Origin of the sequence: Burkholderia lata (assembly GCF_000012945.1) — a bacterium.
Classification (GTDB): Bacteria; Pseudomonadota; Gammaproteobacteria; order Burkholderiales; family Burkholderiaceae; genus Burkholderia; species Burkholderia lata.
In genome coordinates this window covers 1,467,394-1,484,349 of sequence record NC_007510.1, presented here as the reverse complement: position 1 = coordinate 1,484,349, position 16,956 = coordinate 1,467,394, and the positions used below count along the sequence as shown (strand labels likewise).

Annotated in this window: 18 protein-coding genes; 7 read left to right on the top strand and 11 right to left on the bottom strand. The window is 68.3% G+C overall.

The genetic code is table 11. From position 1 onward, the window contains the following. Positions 1 to 20: 20 nt before the first annotated feature. Positions 21 to 626, bottom strand: a complete 606-nt coding sequence (locus BCEP18194_RS12690) for a CDP-alcohol phosphatidyltransferase family protein (protein ID WP_041492804.1) — start codon at positions 624 to 626, stop codon at positions 21 to 23. A gap of 123 nt (positions 627 to 749) precedes the next feature. Between BCEP18194_RS12690 and BCEP18194_RS41160 the strand changes: the two genes are divergently transcribed. The 3 genes from BCEP18194_RS41160 (at position 750) to BCEP18194_RS12680 (ending at position 2,682) form a co-directional block, all read left to right on the top strand. Further along, positions 750 to 980: a hypothetical protein gene (locus BCEP18194_RS41160; RefSeq protein ID WP_157687166.1), complete on the top strand. Its 231-nt coding sequence runs from the start codon at positions 750 to 752 to the stop codon at positions 978 to 980. A 102-nt stretch (positions 981 to 1,082) separates the two neighbouring features. Continuing rightward, positions 1,083 to 1,715 (top strand): lysophospholipid acyltransferase family protein, encoded by a 633-nt coding sequence (locus BCEP18194_RS12685; RefSeq protein ID WP_011351684.1) that lies wholly within the window; start codon positions 1,083 to 1,085, stop codon positions 1,713 to 1,715. A 37-nt stretch (positions 1,716 to 1,752) separates the two neighbouring features. Further along, positions 1,753 to 2,682 carry a phosphatidate cytidylyltransferase gene (locus tag BCEP18194_RS12680; protein ID WP_011351683.1) on the top strand — a complete coding sequence of 310 codons (930 nt, stop codon included), beginning with the start codon at positions 1,753 to 1,755 and terminating at the stop codon, positions 2,680 to 2,682. A 42-nt stretch (positions 2,683 to 2,724) separates the two neighbouring features. Here BCEP18194_RS12680 and BCEP18194_RS12675 read toward each other — a convergent pair whose 3' ends face one another. Next, a complete protein-coding gene (locus tag BCEP18194_RS12675) occupies positions 2,725 to 3,549 on the bottom strand; it encodes a hypothetical protein (RefSeq protein WP_011351682.1) in 825 nt (274 codons plus the stop codon). 56 nt (positions 3,550 to 3,605) lie between these two features. Next, positions 3,606 to 4,373, bottom strand: coding sequence for a hypothetical protein (locus BCEP18194_RS12670; RefSeq protein ID WP_244272947.1), 768 nt, complete (start codon positions 4,371 to 4,373; stop codon positions 3,606 to 3,608). Between the two features lie 105 nt (positions 4,374 to 4,478). On the opposite strand from BCEP18194_RS12670, the gene BCEP18194_RS12665 reads away from it, so the two are divergent. Then, positions 4,479 to 5,270 (top strand): response regulator transcription factor, encoded by a 792-nt coding sequence (locus tag BCEP18194_RS12665; protein ID WP_011351680.1) that lies wholly within the window; start codon positions 4,479 to 4,481, stop codon positions 5,268 to 5,270. A 186-nt stretch (positions 5,271 to 5,456) separates the two neighbouring features. Beyond that, positions 5,457 to 6,278 (top strand): carbon-nitrogen hydrolase family protein, encoded by an 822-nt coding sequence (locus tag BCEP18194_RS12660; RefSeq protein ID WP_011351679.1) that lies wholly within the window; start codon positions 5,457 to 5,459, stop codon positions 6,276 to 6,278. Between the two features lie 30 nt (positions 6,279 to 6,308). Here the strand turns inward: BCEP18194_RS12660 and BCEP18194_RS12655 are convergent, their stop codons facing one another. The 3 genes from BCEP18194_RS12655 to BCEP18194_RS12645 are packed head-to-tail and all read right to left on the bottom strand — an operon-like array spanning position 6,309 to position 9,316. Continuing rightward, positions 6,309 to 6,620 carry an AtuA-related protein gene (locus BCEP18194_RS12655; RefSeq protein WP_011351678.1) on the bottom strand — a complete coding sequence of 104 codons (312 nt, stop codon included), beginning with the start codon at positions 6,618 to 6,620 and terminating at the stop codon, positions 6,309 to 6,311. Next, positions 6,620 to 7,978, bottom strand: a complete 1,359-nt coding sequence (locus tag BCEP18194_RS12650) for an acyclic terpene utilization AtuA family protein (RefSeq protein ID WP_011351677.1) — start codon at positions 7,976 to 7,978, stop codon at positions 6,620 to 6,622. The genes BCEP18194_RS12655 and BCEP18194_RS12650 overlap by 1 nt, the downstream gene beginning before the upstream one ends. A gap of 39 nt (positions 7,979 to 8,017) precedes the next feature. Beyond that, on the bottom strand, positions 8,018 to 9,316 hold the full coding sequence (locus tag BCEP18194_RS12645) for a CitMHS family transporter (RefSeq protein WP_011351676.1): 1,299 nt from the start codon (positions 9,314 to 9,316) through the stop codon (positions 8,018 to 8,020). A 97-nt stretch (positions 9,317 to 9,413) separates the two neighbouring features. On the opposite strand from BCEP18194_RS12645, the gene BCEP18194_RS12640 reads away from it, so the two are divergent. Next, complete coding sequence (locus BCEP18194_RS12640) at positions 9,414 to 10,310, top strand: LysR family transcriptional regulator (protein WP_011351675.1); 897 nt, start codon at positions 9,414 to 9,416, stop codon at positions 10,308 to 10,310. 42 nt (positions 10,311 to 10,352) lie between these two features. On the opposite strand, the gene BCEP18194_RS12635 is transcribed toward BCEP18194_RS12640, so the two are convergent. Both BCEP18194_RS12635 and BCEP18194_RS12630 read right to left on the bottom strand, forming a co-directional pair. Further along, on the bottom strand, positions 10,353 to 10,937 hold the full coding sequence (locus BCEP18194_RS12635) for a flavin reductase family protein (RefSeq protein ID WP_011351674.1): 585 nt from the start codon (positions 10,935 to 10,937) through the stop codon (positions 10,353 to 10,355). Positions 10,938 to 11,069: 132 nt separating this feature from the next. After that, the gene (locus BCEP18194_RS12630; protein WP_011351673.1) at positions 11,070 to 11,495 is read right to left on the bottom strand and encodes a VOC family protein; all 426 of its coding nucleotides are present in this window, start codon (positions 11,493 to 11,495) and stop codon (positions 11,070 to 11,072) included. Between the two features lie 112 nt (positions 11,496 to 11,607). Between BCEP18194_RS12630 and BCEP18194_RS12625 the strand changes: the two genes are divergently transcribed. Continuing rightward, positions 11,608 to 12,480 carry a LysR family transcriptional regulator gene (locus BCEP18194_RS12625; RefSeq protein WP_011351672.1) on the top strand — a complete coding sequence of 291 codons (873 nt, stop codon included), beginning with the start codon at positions 11,608 to 11,610 and terminating at the stop codon, positions 12,478 to 12,480. Positions 12,481 to 12,503: 23 nt separating this feature from the next. Here the strand turns inward: BCEP18194_RS12625 and BCEP18194_RS12620 are convergent, their stop codons facing one another. The 3 genes from BCEP18194_RS12620 to BCEP18194_RS12610 are packed head-to-tail and all read right to left on the bottom strand — an operon-like array spanning position 12,504 to position 16,956. Next, on the bottom strand, positions 12,504 to 13,283 hold the full coding sequence (locus BCEP18194_RS12620) for a hypothetical protein (protein ID WP_011351671.1): 780 nt from the start codon (positions 13,281 to 13,283) through the stop codon (positions 12,504 to 12,506). Positions 13,284 to 13,338: 55 nt separating this feature from the next. Beyond that, positions 13,339 to 15,915 carry a TonB-dependent siderophore receptor gene (locus BCEP18194_RS12615; protein WP_011351670.1) on the bottom strand — a complete coding sequence of 859 codons (2,577 nt, stop codon included), beginning with the start codon at positions 15,913 to 15,915 and terminating at the stop codon, positions 13,339 to 13,341. A 54-nt stretch (positions 15,916 to 15,969) separates the two neighbouring features. Continuing rightward, positions 15,970 to 16,956, bottom strand: coding sequence for a FecR domain-containing protein (locus BCEP18194_RS12610; protein WP_011351669.1), 987 nt, complete (start codon positions 16,954 to 16,956; stop codon positions 15,970 to 15,972).

The following is a 16,956-nucleotide window of genomic DNA, read 5'->3' as shown; positions in this document are numbered from 1 at the left end:
GCAACTGCTCTGACTACCCTTTAACCGCCCTTTTCCGCGATGCCGGCCTGCACACGCCGCACCACGGTCACGATCGACAGCACGATCAGCAGCCGCCACAACCATGCTGCGACGCCGCCGACCGGAAACCCGAGCCCGATCCACAGCGCGAACGCGCCGAGGGCGAGCGCGCGGTCGCTCTTGCCGAACGGGCCGTCGTAGCGGCGGCTCACGCCGACCAGCGGGCCGATCAGCCCCGCGCATTCGACGATCACCGCTGTCAGCGCGAACAGCCAGACGTCTGCCGGAGCGAATACGGGAATCGCGAGAAACGGCAACACCAGTGCGATATCGGACACGACGTCGCCGAGTTCGTTCAGGTACGCGCCGAGCGTGCTCTTCTGGTTGTGCTCGCGCGCGAGCATCCCGTCGATTGCGTTGAGCGCCATCCGCGCGAACAGCCACAGCGGGATCAGCAGGAACAGCGCGCGGGCAAACACGCCGAGCCCGGCGAGCGCGCCGACGACGATCGAGCCACCGGCCGCGAACAGCGTGACCTGGTTGGCCGTGACGCCGCGCTCGGCAAGCGCGTTCGCGAACGGGCGCAGACGGTTCTGGAATTTGGGTTTGAGTGCGTAGAGGCTCATCGTTTTATTTGCGCGGCACAGTCGGATACGTTTCCCACCGCCATGCCCCGGGCGGCGAAACGGCCTTGGACGGCCTTCCATGGACGGCCCTAATCGTCGCCGAGCGGCCCGGATGCGTCAAGCATGCGCCCGGCCCGCACGCGCGGCGCCAATCTGGCGTTTTTGACGGAAACTCGCGATAATCCGCTGGCCCGATCGCTGCGAGATCCATTCGAACTGCAAACGGGCACTCGTGCAACAGCCGATTATCACGCCGCCGAACGGCGCATTCGCCGCGACGCAACAGCGTGTGACGGCGAACCGTCCGATTATCGCGGACCTGCGACAGGCAGCCACGAATTTGAAAAAATTTAAACAAGGGCCGTCCGGCGCGCATCCTGCCGCGCCGGCATTCCGGGGTCCCGCCCGCCGCTCACGCGCAGCGGGCCATGCAGGCAGGCAGGAGGCGCAGCGCCGATGAACATTCTCAACGTCTGGCAGCGCGATTTCCTGCTGTCCATCGTGCGGCTCGTCGCCGGCGCGTATCCGGTCTGGCATCAGGCGCCGCCGTCCCCGACGCAGAAGATCTACTTCTCGAACCACACGAGCCATATCGACACGCTCGCGATCCTCGCCGCGCTGCCGCGCAACGTGCGTGCGGTCGTGCGGCCGGTCGCCGCGCGCGACTACTGGGACAGCAGCGACATGAAGCGCCACATCGCGCAGAAGCTGCTGAACGTCGTGCTGATCGACCGCCACCGCGAATCCGGCGGCGACCCGCTCGACCCCGTGCGCGATGCGCTCAAGCAGGGCCATTCGATCATCATCTTCCCGGAAGGCACGCGCGGCGCCGAGATCCTGCCGCAGCCGTTCAAGAGCGGCCTGTTCCACCTCGCGACCGAGTTTCCGGACGTCGCGCTCGCGCCCGTCTATCTCGAGAACCTGCAACGGATCATGCCGAAGGGCGCGATCTGGCCGGTGCCGCTGATCTGCAAGGTGCACTTCGGCGCGAACGACGCGCTCGGTGCCCAGGAAGACAAGCCGACATTCCTCGCCCGCATGCGCGACGCAGTCGTCGCGCTCGCGCCGCCGCAGCGGCCGGCCGGCTGAACGCGGCGCCCTCTTCTCCCCTTTCCGGATATCAACAATGCGAACAATTTTCTGGGAACTGGTCGCGGGCGTCACGGGCGTGCTCGTCGTCGCGACCGTGATCGGCGCGATCCTCGGCGCGCGCAGCGGCGGCACGAGCGCGACCATCGTCAACCTGAACCAGCGCATCCGCGCGTGGTGGGCGATGATCGCGATCATGGCCATCGCGATCGGCCTCGGCAACAACATCACGTACCTGGTGTTCGCGGTGCTGTCCTACCTGACGCTGCGCGAATTCATCACGCTCACGCCAACCACCGCAAGCGACCATACGACGCTGTTCATCGCGTTCTTCGTCGCGATCCCCGTGCAATACCTGTTGCTCGGGATCAACTGGTACGGGATGTATTCGATCTTCGTGCCCGTGCACCTGTTCTTCGCGATGTCGCTCGTATCGGCACTCACGCAGGACACGCGCGAATTCCTGAGCCGCAACGCGAAGATCAACTGGGCGCTGATGGTGTGCGTGTACGGGTTGAGCCACGCGCCGGCCGTACTGATCCTCGACATTCCGCACTACGCGGGGCAGAACGCGCTGCTGCTGTTCTTCTTCCTGTTCGTCGTGCAGATCAGCGACGTGCTGCAGTACGTGGTCGGCAAGCTGTTCGGCAAGCGCAAGATTGCGCCGCAGCTGTCGCCGTCGAAGACGATCGAAGGGTTCGTCGGCGGCGGCTTGCTGGCCACGCTGTGCGGCGCATCGCTGTATCGCGTGACGCCGTTCAGCTTCGGATCGGCATTCGGCATCTCGCTCGCGATCGTGATCGCGGGCTTCGTCGGCGGCCTCGTGCTGTCGGCCGTCAAGCGCTCGCTCGGCACCAAGGACTGGGGCTCGATGATCGCAGGCCACGGCGGGATGCTCGATCGCGTCGACTCGATCTGCTTCGCCGCGCCGGTGTTCTTCCACCTCGTGCGGTATCTGTACGTGTGATGCGCGGGCGGCGCAACGCCGCCCGTTCCGGTGCGCGAAGGATCAGTACCCTTCGCGCAATGCCTTCGGCACGACGTAGCGGCCACGCGCCGCGTCGAACTTCACCGTATAGCGCGCGCGGATGTCCTTGTCGCCGCGCGTGCCCGTTTCCGTGACGGTCAGCGGATAGACGTCGCCGGTGCCGGTCGTGTCGGGCACGATCGTGAACGTCCGGCTCTCGCAATGCGATTTCGCGTTCCCGCAATCGAGCGAGCCCGTGTTGTCGAGCGATTCGTTGATGCGCGGCGCCGCCTCGACGATCGCATTGCCAATCGGCAGCCAGATCGACCGCATCGCCATCGTGTAGCCCTGCAGCGTGACGCCGTCGCCGATCGTGAAGCCGAACAGGTGCGGGCCGTACCGCTCGATGCGCACGGTGCCCGGTTCGCCTCGCTTGCCCGACGCGATCTCCGTCTTCTTCACCACCGGTTCGAGCGTCCTGCCGTCCGCCGTTGGTTTCAGCACGTACAGGTCGATCGTGCCGGTCGTCGCGTCCGAATCCATCCCCGGCATCCCGTTCTGCACCGCCGCCTCGGTCTCGCCGCACATCGCGAGTAGCGTGCGCGGGCCATCCGCGGTCGCGACGCGCACCGAACCGCATGGCGCATAGATCAGATCGTCCCCGTCCGCCTGCCAGCCCTTGCGGTCCGCACGCCACTTGCCATAAGTGTCGTGGATGAAGGTTTTCAGTTGATGGTCAGGCTGGACCGGCTCGGCCGCATAGACAGGTGACATCGCGGAAAGTGCGGTCAGCACCGCGAGTGCGCCAAGTGCGGCGAGCGAAGCCGCAAGCGGCTTCAGACGTTTGTTCCGGTGCGGGACTGTCATGACGAGGATCGTTCAGGTCGAAAAGGTGTGTAGCGAATGGTGGCGGGCCCGCACGATCACGGCTGCCGTGGCGCGATGCCGGTGCCGTCCGGCTTCAGCCGCGCAGTTTGCACCCACCCTTCGGCAATACCGCGCGTGCGCGGATTCAGATAGATGACCGACGTGAAACGACCATAGTCGGTGCGCGCATCGACGTGATCGTGCTCGACGATGAACAACCCGTCGATCCGGCACGCGTCGTCCGGCGCGGAATGGAACGGCAGGCGCCCCTTGCCGGTGACGACACGCCCGGCGTCGCTGCCCGTCACGTAATCGCCCTGCGCCTGCGCGCGGCGGTTCAGCGCATCGCAATCGACGGCGCTGCGCACGGGCGCGGCCGGTGCCGCCGGTGCAACGCAGGTCGACACGAAACGCGACAACGCGCGCCGGTCGATCTTCAGTACGTCCGGACGGTCGGGATCGCGCGTGACGTCGAGCGCACGCATCGCCTGCGTGTCGAGCGTTACCCAGCCGATCGTCGCGTCGCGATTCGGCGTGCCCGAGTGGTCCGGTATCGTGAACAGCCGGATGCGGTAGACATCGCCGTCACGCTCGTCCACGTCCGCATGGATGTCGCGCCGGTTCATCGCGGTCTGCCGCAGTGCCGGCACGATCAACTGCGTCAGTTGATCGTTGCACGACGCCGGCGGCGCGGCGGCAGCCGCCTGTCCGGCCGTCGCGCCCAGGCATGCCATTGCAGCACGCACGGCGACAGCCGCGGCGAACCGGCGGCGGCGTACGGCCTCGCCATTCGCGCCGGCCGGCGTTACGATCTCGTTCTTCACCCAGGCTCCGTTCGATGCGCGCGGGAACCGGCCCGCGAGCCCGTAGCGTACACGCACGGCGCGGCACCGCAAGCGCGCATCGCACCTGCCGACATGGACCTACGCATGAACCTCACCTTGCAGGATGTCGCATGGCACCGGTCGGTCGGGCGGCTCATCGAGTCGCTCGATCAGCCGGGCTTCTGGCTGGCGCTGATCCGGCTGATCGAGGAATACGTCGCGGTCGACAGCTGGGTCGCGCTGACGTTCGGCGACGGCCGCCCGCAGGTGTTCGCCGAATGCCCGTACGAAGGCGGCGGCCCCGACCCGCTGTTCCGCGACTACGTGCAGGGCCTGTACCAGCTCGACCCGTTCTACATCGCGAACCGCGACGCACCGAAGAGCGGCCTGTTCCGGCTGTCCGACGTTGCGCCCGAATGCTTCCGCGATACCGAGTACTACACGCTGTATTTCACGCACAACGTCGTCGAGGACGAGGTGCAGTTCAACGTCGTGCTCGACGATGCGCGCACGCTGTGCCTGTCGCTCGGCAGCAAGCGGCGCTTCAGCCCCGAGCAGGTGGCGCTGCTCGACCTGATCCGGCCGTGGGTGGCCGGGCTGATGCGGCAGCGGCTCGCATTCGAGCCGGCCTCCGCGGACCATGCGCCGCCGCGCCGGCCCGGCGCACACGACGGCTTCGAGCAGGCGATGGCGCGGCTCGGCACGCCGCTCACCGCGCGCGAACTCGACGTGATCCGGTTGATCCTGAGCGGGCGCTCGAACAAGGAAGTCGCGAACAAGCTGGCGATATCCGCCGAAACGGTCAAGGTGCATCGCCGCAACATCTACGGAAAGCTCGCCATCAACTCGCAGTCGGAGCTGTTCTCGCTGTTCCTGAACGCGCAGACCGGCACCTGAACACCTGAAATGCAGCGCGGGGCACGCGTGTCGGCGCGCGCCATCACCGGCGGCGTCACAGATCAATACCCCCGAAGGGTTAACGCGCCGGCGGGATGGGAAATCCGCCGCTTCGGCGCATACTGGGGCCTCCTTACCCACCCTTCCGGCGCCACCGCGCGACGGGCCCCCGCTACCGAAATCGCCATGAAACTGAAGCTCGATATCGTCCAGCTCGCCGGTCGCGACGGCGACACGCACTACAACCTGCAACGCACGCTCGAAGCGATCGCAACCTGCGCACCGGGCACCGACATCGTGATGTTTCCGGAGGCGCAGCTCACCGGCTTCCTCGATCCGTCGAATCTGGCCGAATGCGCCGAGCCGCTCGACGGCCCGAGCGTCGGCGCGGTCATTACGGCCGCGCGGGCACGCGATGTGGCGGTCGTGGTCGGGCTGATCGAGAACGACGGCGGCCGCTTCTACAACACCACCGTGTTCGTCACGCCGGACGGCATCGCGCTGCGCTATCGCAAGACACATCTGTGGGTGAGCGAGCACGGGGTCGTGCTGCCCGGCGACCGTTACGCGACGATCGAATGGCGCGGCGTGCGGATCGGCCTGCTGATCTGCTACGACAACGAATTCCCCGAAACCGGCCGCGCGCTCGCCGCGCTCGGCGCCGAGCTGATCCTCATCACCGACGGCAACATGGAGCCGTACCGCCCTGTCCACCGCACGTCGGCCACAGCGCGGGCGATGGAGAACCAGGTGTTCGCGGTGGTCGCCAACCGCGTCGGCGGTAGCACACACGACGTCGTGTTCGCAGGCGGCAGCCTTGCCGCCGATCCGTTCGGCAACCTGATCTTCGAAGCCGGCAATACCGAATCGCGTCATGCGGTCGAACTCGATTTCGACCAGCTCGCCGCGTCGCGTGCGGTCTACGACTATCGCCGGGATCAGCGCCTGCACATCGCCGGCGAACGCATCGAGCATGCCAACGGCCTGCGCGAACTGCTGATTCCGTAAGCGCTTGCGCTCCCCCGGCAGTGACATCCGTTATGCCGGGTCCGGCACCTCGATCGCCAGCAGCGCCGAACTGACCGACTTGCCGTGCGCGTCGAGCGCGAGCGAGCGCGTGACGCCGCCGCCGAGCGCATCGCGCAGCACGAAATTGAATGCGCCGAGCGCCGGCAGTTCGTAACGCACGACGTCGCCGTGCACGATGCCCGCGAGCCACGCCTTCACTGCATCAGCATCGAGATGCGTACGCAGATGATCGTAATGGCGCGGATCGTGGCAGATCACCGATACGTTCAGCGTATTGCCCTTGTCGCCGGTGCGCGCATGCGCCAGTTCACGCAGTTGCATCATGCCTCCACGAATGAAAACGACGGCGTCACGGCCGCGCGCGGCAGCAGCACCGACTGCACGGCGATCACCTCGCGCGTCGACTTGAACGCGCCGCCGCCGCCGGCCGGCCCGTTCGTATAGAGCGTCTCGACTTCGTTGCCGATGCGCGCCGCTTCGGCGGCGCTCGCCGCACGGCCTGCCACCCGCACGCGCACCTCGGCCGGCTCGCCGTGCACGGCCGGCGTTGCGTCGCCGTACAGCGCATCGACGCCGATCAGGTCGAAGCGCAACTCGGTCGCGGCAACGCCTGTCAGTGCCAGCCGTTCGCGGACAATCTCGAGCGCGAAGCGCGCGCGTTCGAGCGCACCCGGGCCGCCGTACGAGATCTGGCCTTCGCCGATCCAGCCGTCGACGTAAGCCACCGACACCTTCAGCGTGTCGGGCCGCGCCGTGCCACGCCCGCCCGTCACACGCACGCGATCGGTCGCCTCCTCCACGACCGCCACGCGGGTGAAATCCGCGACGACGTCGGGCTGCAAGTACCGCGCCGGGTCGTGAATCTCGTAGAGCAGCTGTTCCTTGCAGGTCGCCGCGCTCACGCGGCCGCCCGCGTGCGGCACCTTCGTGATCACGACCGAACCGTCGGACGCGACTTCGCCGATCGGAAACCCGAGCCGCGCGAGGTTCGGCACGTCCTTGTAGCCGGGATCCGCGAAATAGCCGCCCGTCACCTGCCCCGCGCATTCGAGCAGGTGGCCGACGACCGTCGCGGCGCCAAGCGTGTCCCAGTCATCCATCCGCCAGCCGAACGCGTGGATCAGCGGCGCGGCGAACAGCGACGGATCGGCGACGCGCCCGGTCAGCACGACATCGGCGCCGGCCGCGAGCGCATCGACGATCGGCGCGGCGCCGAGGTACGCATTCGCGGACACGATGCGCTCGCGATACGCGGCGACGTCGTCGCCCGATTCCTCGAAGCGGAACGCGCCGCGCAGCACCACGTCGAGCACGTCGTCGCCTTCGACCGCCGCGACCTTCAGCTGTGCGAAACCGAGCGATTGCGCGATCTGCGCGGTGCGCCGTGCGGCCGCGCGCGGATTCGCCGCGCCCATGTTCGACACGATGCGCACGCCCTTCGGCGCGGCGACCGGCAGCACCGCGTGCATCCGCGCGTCGAGCAGCGGGTCGTAGCCGAGTGCCGGGTCCTTGCGCCGCGCCTGCTGCGCGATCGCGATCGTGCGCTCGGCCAGGCATTCGAACACCAGATAGTCGAGCTGCCCGTGTTCGGCCAGTTCGACCGCCGGCTCGATCCGGTCGCCCGAGTAGCCGGCGCCCGCGCCGATGCGCACGCGCCGTTCAGGTTGCTTTGCTGTCATGTCCGTACCGTCGTCCGGCGGGTGCACCGCCGGGAAAGATCAAAAGATGCCCAGCACGACGCACGCGATCGTCATCACGATCGAGGCGCCGAACAGCAGCGGGAATGTGAATTTCTGGTGCTCGGCCAGCTCGATGCCGCACAGGCCGACGACGAGGAAGGTCGCGGGCGTCAGCGGGCTGACCGGGAACCCGGTCGTCATCTGGCCGAGCAACGCGGCCTGCCCGACCTGCACGGCCGGCACGCCGAGCTGGCCGGCCACTTCCGCGATCACGGGCAGGACGCCGAAGTAGAACGAATCGGGATCGAACAGCATGCTGAGCGGCATCGACGCAAAGCCGAGCACCACCGGAATGTGGCCGGCCATCGACGGCGGCACGAAGCCGACCGCCGCCTGCGCCATCGCCTTCAGCATGCCGCTGCCCTGCATGATCCCCGTGAACACGCCGGCCGCGAGCAGGATGCCGGCCATCATCAGCGCCGCGCGCGCATGGGCGTCGATGCGCTTCCTCTGCATGTCGACGTCCGGGTAGTTCACCATCAGCGCGATGCACAGCCCGACCATGAACATGATCGCGGGCGGGATCTTCTCGCCCATCACGACCATCGTGCCGAGCACGACGAGCGTCAGCACCAGGTTGAACCAGAACAGGTGCGGCCGGCGCAGCGCCTGCTCGTCGGGTGTCAGCTCGCGCGTCGGCAGCGGGATCGGCGCCTCGTCGCGCGACAGGCCGAGCCGCTTCTCCTCGCGCCGCCCGAGCCAGTACGCCACGCCGAACACGAACACGAGCCCGATCGCCTGCACCGGGATCAGCGGATTGAACAGCGCCGACACCGGCAGGTGCAGCGACGCGGACGCGCGGATCATCGGCCCCGTCCACGGCAGGAAGTTGATGCCCGCGGCCATCGACACGGCGGCAGCCAGCACGCGCCGGTCCATCTTCAGCCGGTCGTACAGCGGCAGCACGGCCGGAATCGTCACGAGGAAGCAGACGGCGCCCGAGCCGTCGAGGTGGATCAGCAGCGCGAGCAGCGTCGTGCCCATCACGATGCGCGTCGGCCGCGTGCCGACCGCGCGCAGGATGCGGTCGATGATCGGGTCGAGCGTGCCGGCGTCGGTGATCGTCCCGAAGTACAGGATCGCGAACACGAACATCCCGACGACGGGCGCGAGCCCCTTCAGCCCGTCGATGACGAACTTGCTCGTGTGCAGCCCGAAGCCGCCGATCAGCGACGCGGCGATCGGCACGATGATCAGCGCGACGAGCGGCGACATCCGCTTCGACAGAATCGCGGCCAGCAGCACGACGATCGTGCCAAGCCCGAGTAACGGCAGCATCCGTGTCTCCTACCTTGTCTTTTGTTGGAGACGAGCGTAAGGTCGGCGCAGCGATAGCACAATTGAAATGATTTGATCGCAGCAATCACGAACCGTTATGGATCTGAATCTTCGCGACATTCGCGCGTTCGTCACCGTCGCGCAGGCCGGCAACTTCACGCGTGCGGCCGCGCGCCTGCACCTGTCGCAGCCGGCGCTGACCGTGCAGATCCGCCGGCTCGAGGAAATCGTCGGCGCGCGCCTGTTCGACCGCAACAGCCGCAGCGTCGCGCTCACGCAGACCGGGCGCGAGCTGCTGCCGCTGCTGCAACGCTCGCTCGACGACATGGAGCGTGTGCTGCGTGACGCGCGCGCGCTCGGCGAAGGCACGAGCGGCACGGTGCGGCTCGCGTGCCTGCCGACCTTCGCGTCCAGCGTGCTGCCCGAGCTGATCCAGTCGTTCCGGCGCGACGTGCCGCGCGCGGGCTTCGAGATCCGCGACGGCGTCGCGAGCCTCGTCACCGCGCTCGTGCGCAACGAGGAAGCCGATCTCGGCTTGACCGGCGGCGACACGTTCGATGCGTCGCTGGAGGTGCTGTATGCGGGCGCCGACCGGCTCGTCGCCGTGTGCCCGAAGGATCATCCGCTCGCGCGCAAGCGCCGCGTGACCACGGCCGACGTCGCGGCCGTGCCGCTCGTGCTCACCGCGCGAGGCACGAGCGTGCGCAGCGTCGTCGATGCCGCGCTGGACGCGGCCGGCTGCACGCCCGACATCGCGTGCGAGCCGACCTACATGATGACGGCGGTCGCGATGGTGCGCGGCGGCCTCGGCGTGACGATCCTGCCGGCGACCGCGCGCGAGGTGCGCGCCGAGCCCGAGCTGGTCGCAATGCCGATCGACGACCCCGCGTTCGTGCGGCCGATCGCGCTCGTCACGAAGCGCGGCCGCACGCTGCCGCGCGTCGCGCAGGCGTTCGCCGAAACCATGCTGATGGAATTGAACAGGCGCGCGTGAGCCGCGCGCCCGGATCGGCGGAACCGTCAGCCCGCCCGACGCTTACTTCGCGTCCGGATCGACGTGCAGCGATTCGCCGATCGCATAGAAATTTCCGCCTGCGATGTAGTGGAGGCTGCGCAGTGCCGGATCGGCCGATTCGAAATACCAGTGGCCGTCACGGAACACGCGCGTATCGGACCACGCCGCGACCACCTCGCCGATGAACAGGTCGTAGGTCTGCTGGTTGTGCGGTTCCGGAATCAGCTTGCACGCGAGCCAGCCCGAACAACCGGCGACGAACGGCAGGTCGTGGCCTTCGACGTCGAACAGCGTGACGCCCGCTTCGCGCAGCTTGTCGGGCCGCTCCGCGAGACTGTGGTTGCCGACCGCATGCGTGAGCCGAAGTTGCGCGGCCGTCGGCACCTGGATCACGAACGTGCCGCTGCGCTCGACGAGCTCGCGCGTCTTCGCGGTCTTGTCGAGCACGACCGTCAGCTTCGGCGGCAGGAAGTCCAGCGCGCACGCCCATGCGGCGGCCATCACGTTGTCGACGCCGCCGTGGCGGGCCGACACGAGCACCGTCGGGCCGTGGTTGAGGAGACGGTAGGCTTTCTTCAGCTCCACCGGAGCGATGTGACTGTCCATACGGGTTCCTTGGAGAACGGCACGCACGGACGGATGCCGTGCGACGCGGCGCCGGCCGGTGCGCCTGCGCGCAGCCGGGCCGAAGGCCGCATTCTCGCACCCAATTTCAATCGGCGCTGACGGCGCCGCCGGTCACTTCGCGAACAACTGGCCGATATCGCGGAACGCCTTGAATTCGAGCGCATTGCCGCACGGGTCGAACAGGAACATCGTCGCCTGTTCGCCGACCTGCCCCTGGAACCGCACATACGGCTCGATCACGAAAGTCACGCCGAACGACTTCAGCCGCTCGGCCAGCGCTTCCCAGCTCGGCCAGTCGAGCACGATCCCGAAATGCGGCACCGGCACGTCGTGACCGTCCACCGCGTTCGTATGCGCGCCTTCCTGCGACGCAGTCTTCGGATGCTCGTGGATCACGAGCTGATGCCCGTAGAAGTCGAAGTCGACCCACTGCGCGCTCGAGCGCCCCTCTGCCAGCCCGAACACACGGCCGTAGAAATCGCGCGCGGCCGGCAGGTCGTAGACGGGGATCGCCAGGTGAAACGGGGAAAGACTCATGGTGGCCTCGTGATGGAACGCTCGCGTGGCGCGAGGACGGCACCATGGTAGTCAAGGTCAAGCAGAAATTAAATCAATATATAGTTGCGTCATTCACAAACGGAATTGATGAATGATCCGCGAACTGAAAACCCTCGTCGCCGTCGCCCGGGAAGGCACGTTCGCCGCGGCCGGCAACCGTATCGGGCTCACGCAGGCGGCCGTGAGCGCGCAGATGCAGCGCCTCGAAGCCGAGCTCGGCTTCGCGCTGTTCGACCGGCAAGGCCGGTCGGCCCGGCTCAACGAGATGGGTCATCACGTGCTCGACCAAGCGCAGGCGCTGATCGGCCTGTACGAGAACCTGAGCTCGACCGCGCCCGGTTCGCCGGCCACCGCGCGTGTGACGATCGGCGCGATCGCATCGGTACAGAGCGCGCTGCTGCCGGCCGCACTCGCCGATTTCCATCGCCGGCATCCCGCGTGCCGCACGCGCGTGATTCCGGGGCTGTCGATCGAACTGGTCAACCGGGTGGATGCGGGCGAGATCGACATGGCCGCGATCATCCGGCCGCCGTTTTCGCTGCAGAGCGACCTGCACTGGACGACGCTGGTGCAGGAACCGTTCCGGCTGATCGTGCCGCGCAGCGTGAAAGGCAAGGACTGGGCCGACCTGCTCGCGAGCGAGCCGTTCGTGCGCTACGACCGCGCGTCGTTCGGCGGCCGCCAGGTCGATCGTTTTCTGAGGAAGATGCACATCGCGGTGCGCGACACCTGCGAACTCGACGAGCTCGACGCGATCGTCAAGCTGGTCGAGAACGGCGTCGGCGTCGCGATCGTCCCGCAGACCGCCGTGTATCGCCGCTGGCCGGCCAGCGTGCGCGCGATCGACCTCGGGCATCACACGTTCCACCGCGACATCGGGCTCGTGCATCGCGCGCGGCGCACGATGTCGGAGCCGGCGCAGATGCTCGCGCAGCTGATCGAAGCGGCGGCGCAGGCGGCCTAGTGGCCCAGGGCCGCCGCTGCCAATCAGCGCCGGCCGGCCGCCCAGTCGACGGCCGCGTCGAACAGCGCGACACCGGCCGGCGACAGGTTCACGAACGTGTCGTTGTCGAGGAAGAACATCACGCGGCGCGCCGGCGCGAGCGCTTCGTAGTCCATCGTCGCGCCCTTCTCGTACGCGAAGATCGCGGCCTTGTCGGGTTGGCCGTACACGGTCGCGATCGTGATCGCGCCGAGCCCCGGCTTGCCCCAGCTCATCGGCGCCTGCTTGCCGTACACGTTCGTCGCGCCGGCCGGCAGCCCGGCCGCGATCGGGTGCGGTGCATTGACGAGCCACAGGTAGCGCTCCTTGCCCGTTTCGCCGAAGTCGACGTCATGACGCTTGCCCGTCATCGCGAGATCGTCGAGCAGGTCGTTTTCCCACGTCACGAGCGGCTTGTCGAGCGTGCGCCAGCCGGGCCGCACGTTCTTCGACGACACCGTCGACGAGATCACGACCAGGTCGGCGTCACGCGCCGCATCGGGTGTCGACGCTTCGTCGATCAGGCGCACCGCGTAGCCGCGTTCGCCGAGATGCTGGACGATGCGTTCGTCGACCTTCAGGTTCGGGCCGCGCAGCTGCACGAGCATCGCGACGCGCGTGACGGCCTGCGGTGCATCGGCCGCCAATGCGGGGGCGGCCACCCCTGCGCCGACGCCCAGGCCCGCGCCGATCGCGAGCACCGAGCCCGCGATCACCCGCAATGCGCGACGCCGCGCGCCGGCGGCAACGGCGCGCACGGCGCCGGTTTTCATGTTCCGGTTCATCTGGATCTTCTCCGAGGCCGCGCGCCGCCATGACGGCCACGCGGCGATTGCGTGGTCAGAACTGCAGCGTGGTGAGCAGCGACACCTGTCGCGCATCGCCGATCGCGACGAAGTAACGGTTCGCGCTCGACGGGTAGTAGGTGCGATTGAAGAGGTTCTTCACGTTGAGCTGGAACGACAGCTTCTGCTTGCCGATCCGCGTGTCGTACGTGGCGAACGCATCGGCGAGCACGTACGACGGCAGCGTGAAGCTGTTCGCCGAATCGCCCGGCCGTGCGCCGACGTAGCGCACGTCTGCCCCGATGCGCAGGTCGTCGCCGCCGACCACCGTGCCGAAGTCGTAGACGGCCGCGAGCGACGCGGTGTGACGCGCGACGTTCCACAGCTGGTTGCCCGCGTACAGCGGATCCTCGGTGGTCTTCGCGTCGATGTACGCATAGCTCGCGATCACGTTCACGCGCTCGCCGATCTTGCCTGACACGTCGAGCTCGATCCCGCGCGAGCGTGCCTTGCCCGACGTGCGCCAGTCGGTCAGCTTGGTCGCGTCGTTGTACTGCGACACGAGCACGTTCTTCTTGTCGATGTTGAAAAGCGCGAGCGTGCCCGTCACCCCGCCCGGCAGGTCGAGCTTGCCGCCCACTTCCCACGCAGTCGCTTCCTCGGGCGGCGTCGCGCCGTCGATGATGTAGCCCGTCATCGGCGCGATCGACGACGACGGCTTCAGCGATTGCGAATAGCTGCCGTACAGCGAGAACGTGTCGGTCCACTTGTAGACGACGCCCGCGCGCGGCAACCACTTCGAGCCGCTGAGATCGGTGTTCGCGACGAACGGCCGGCCGCGCCCCGCGACCTGGTTGTACGTGATGTAGCGCAACCCGCCCGACACGATCCACTTGTCGGTCAGGTGGATCGTGTCCTGCACGAACGCCGACGCATCGTGCAGCGTGTCGGTCTGGTCGCTGTCGCTCGCCGACACCGTGCTCGACGGCGGCAGCAGCCCGTAGACAGGATTGAGATAGTTGAACGGCGTCTTCACGGCCTGCCGCAGCATGTCCTTGCGGTAGATGCGGCGGTATTCGGTGTCGAAGCCGACCTGCACGTCGTGCTGCATCCCGCCCAGCATCAGCTTGCCGTTCACGTAGCCGATCCCGTAGCTGTCGGTGCTGAGCGAGCCGTGCGTCGCGTCGTTGCTGCGCGTCATCGTGCCCTTCACCGGATCGACGCCGGTCGTGCGCAACTGGTTCGCGTCGTAGGTCTCGCGGTTGTAGCTGTAGCCGAAATGCGCGCTCCAGTCCGCGTTGAACTGGTGATCGACGCTCACCTGCGCGAGATGCGATTCGCCGTCCATGTTGTTGAACGGCTCGTCGATGCGCCGCCGCGCGGGAATGTCGAGCGGCGCGTTGGTGCGCGGGTCGAGCGCGGTGCCGCGATCGAACGGCGAATGGAATTTACGATACTGGTAGGACACCGCGACCTGCGTATCGCGGCCATACCATGCGAGCGACGGCGCGACGAAGGTCTGCCGGTATTCGCCGAAATTGCGCCAGTACTGCTCGTTCGACTGGTCGACGATCAGCCGGTACGCGAGCCGCGAATCGCCGACCGGCCCGGTCGAATCGAAGGTCGCGCTGCCGCCGTTCTTGCCGTGCCCGAACGTCGACGCGCCGAGCGAGATCGCGTTGTAGCGCTTGAGCTGCGGCTGCTTGGTGACGACGTTGACCACGCCGCCCGGGTCCATCAGCCCGTACAGCAGCGACGTCGGCCCCTTCAGCACCTCGACGCTGTCGACCGCCGCGTTGAACGCGCGCCCCTGCACGAGCGGCATCCCGTTCTGCATGATCGAGCCGTCGCGGTTGCCGCCGAAGCCGCGCTTCATGATCGTGTCCTGCGTGCCCGCGAGCGTGTTGCCCTGCGTGATGCCGCTGACGTTGCCGAGCGCGTCGTCCAGATTGCGCGGACGCTGGTCGCGCAGCACCTGCGCCGGCACGATGTTGACGGCCTGCGCGGTGTCGAGCAGCGGGATATCGGAACGCAGCACGCCCGCTTCCTTCGGCGCGCGATAGCTTTCGGCGCGCAGCGCGCTGGTGCGCACATTGATCGCGGGCAACTCGGCGCCCGCGGCCACGCCGGCCGCTGCGGGCCGTGCAAGCGAACCGTCCGCGCGCTTCAGCGTGTAACCGCCAGCCGGCTGGCGCAACGCGACGAGCCCCGTGCCCGCGAGCAGGCGGTCGAACGCGCCGTCGATGTCGAAGCGGCCCTGCACGCCGCCGCTCGTCAGGCCGGCCGTCAGTTCGGCAGGAAACGCGAGCAGGATGCCCGCATCGCGGCCGAACCGGTTCAGCGCCGCTTCGAGCGGCCCGGCCGGAATGTCGAACGCACGGCGCGGCGCGCGCTGCGCGGCCGGCGCCGCATCGGTGTCGGTGTCGGCCAGCGCGGGTAGCGGCAGCAGCGCCGACACCAGGACGGCGCCGGCCAGCCGGCGCGCGAGGCGACCCGGCGCGGCAGGTGCGGCCGGGCGCGACGCGCGCGGCAGATGTCGGGCGGGCGCCGGACGGCGCCGATACGTGAGACGGATGGAAACCATGATCGGGAGGTCGGTGGACGATGGGCCAGTGCTGCTTTCACTACCCATGTCACGCGAACATCGAGAAACAGCTCAGGTCGTTGAGAAATTTTTTTGAAACGCTCACGAACGGGCCGGTACGACCGTCGCCCAGTAGCGCGTCAGGTAGTGAACGTCGATCGGCAGCGTCGCCTTCAGCGTGTCGAGCACGCGCGCGGGATCGTCGAGCGGATAGGTGCCCGACACGCGCAGGTCGGCCACGGCCGCAGCGCAGCGCAGGCTGCCGCGGCGATAGCGGTCGAGCTCGGCGACGAGGTCGGCCAGCCGCATGCGCGACGCGACGAGCATGCCGCTCGTCCACGCGGACGCATACGCATCGAGCGGTGCCGGCGCGTCGATCGTGTCGCGCGTGAAATCCGCGCCCTCTCCGGCCGCGATCACGCGTGCGTCGGCCGTCGCATCGTCGGGCTGCACACGCACGGCACCGGCGAACACCTCGACACGCGTCGCGCCGTCGCGCTGCCGTACCGCGAAGCGCGTGCCGAGCGGCCGCAGCTCACCCTGTGCGGTCGCGACGACGAGCGGCCGCGCCGGCACGCGATCGTCGTGGCCGCTCGTCACCATGATCGTGCCGCGCAGCAGGCGCAGGCGGCGTGCCGTAGCGTCGAAGCGCACGTCGAGCGCGGTGTCGGTATCGAGGACGACGACCGTGCGATCCGCGAGCGTCACCGTGCGCCGCTCGCCGACCGCCGTGCGCAGGTCGGCCGGCCAGATCGCCGCGCGCCGCGCGGGTTCGGCCATCCATGCGGCCCCGCCCGCGAACAGCAGCACGGCCAGCGCCTTCACGGCCGCGCGGCGGCGGCCCGCCCGCGGCGGCAGCAGCGCCGCATGCGCGACCTGCGGGTCAAGCCCGGCCGCCAGCCCGCCGAACCTGCGCTGCATCGTCTCGATATGGCGCCATGCCGCGTCGTGCGCCGGATCCTCGGCACGCCAGCGCGCAAGCGCGGCGTCGGACGCTTCATCGGTGCGGCCGGCCTGCCGGTCGACCCACCATTCCACCGCGCGCCGCGCCACCTGCGGCGGCACCGCCGGTGCTCCCGGGGCGGCCAT

Bases quoted from the DNA above. Each gene is read 5' to 3' on its own strand.
- BCEP18194_RS12690 (WP_041492804.1), bottom strand. From the start codon at position 626: ATGAGCCTCTACGCACTCAAACCCAAATTCCAGAACCGTCTGCGCCCG.
- BCEP18194_RS41160 (WP_157687166.1), top strand. From the start codon at position 750: ATGCGCCCGGCCCGCACGCGCGGCGCCAATCTGGCGTTTTTGACGGAA.
- BCEP18194_RS12685 (WP_011351684.1), top strand. From the start codon at position 1,083: ATGAACATTCTCAACGTCTGGCAGCGCGATTTCCTGCTGTCCATCGTG.
- BCEP18194_RS12680 (WP_011351683.1), top strand. From the start codon at position 1,753: ATGCGAACAATTTTCTGGGAACTGGTCGCGGGCGTCACGGGCGTGCTC.
- BCEP18194_RS12675 (WP_011351682.1), bottom strand. From the start codon at position 3,549: ATGACAGTCCCGCACCGGAACAAACGTCTGAAGCCGCTTGCGGCTTCG.
- BCEP18194_RS12665 (WP_011351680.1), top strand. From the start codon at position 4,479: ATGAACCTCACCTTGCAGGATGTCGCATGGCACCGGTCGGTCGGGCGG.
- BCEP18194_RS12660 (WP_011351679.1), top strand. From the start codon at position 5,457: ATGAAACTGAAGCTCGATATCGTCCAGCTCGCCGGTCGCGACGGCGAC.
- BCEP18194_RS12655 (WP_011351678.1), bottom strand. From the start codon at position 6,620: ATGCAACTGCGTGAACTGGCGCATGCGCGCACCGGCGACAAGGGCAAT.
- BCEP18194_RS12650 (WP_011351677.1), bottom strand. From the start codon at position 7,978: ATGACAGCAAAGCAACCTGAACGGCGCGTGCGCATCGGCGCGGGCGCC.
- BCEP18194_RS12645 (WP_011351676.1), bottom strand. From the start codon at position 9,316: ATGCTGCCGTTACTCGGGCTTGGCACGATCGTCGTGCTGCTGGCCGCG.
- BCEP18194_RS12640 (WP_011351675.1), top strand. From the start codon at position 9,414: ATGGATCTGAATCTTCGCGACATTCGCGCGTTCGTCACCGTCGCGCAG.
- BCEP18194_RS12635 (WP_011351674.1), bottom strand. From the start codon at position 10,937: ATGGACAGTCACATCGCTCCGGTGGAGCTGAAGAAAGCCTACCGTCTC.
- BCEP18194_RS12630 (WP_011351673.1), bottom strand. From the start codon at position 11,495: ATGAGTCTTTCCCCGTTTCACCTGGCGATCCCCGTCTACGACCTGCCG.
- BCEP18194_RS12625 (WP_011351672.1), top strand. From the start codon at position 11,608: ATGATCCGCGAACTGAAAACCCTCGTCGCCGTCGCCCGGGAAGGCACG.
- BCEP18194_RS12620 (WP_011351671.1), bottom strand. From the start codon at position 13,283: ATGAACCGGAACATGAAAACCGGCGCCGTGCGCGCCGTTGCCGCCGGC.
- BCEP18194_RS12615 (WP_011351670.1), bottom strand. From the start codon at position 15,915: ATGGGTAGTGAAAGCAGCACTGGCCCATCGTCCACCGACCTCCCGATC.
- BCEP18194_RS12610 (WP_011351669.1), bottom strand. From the start codon at position 16,956: ATGGCCGCCCCGGGAGCACCGGCGGTGCCGCCGCAGGTGGCGCGGCGC.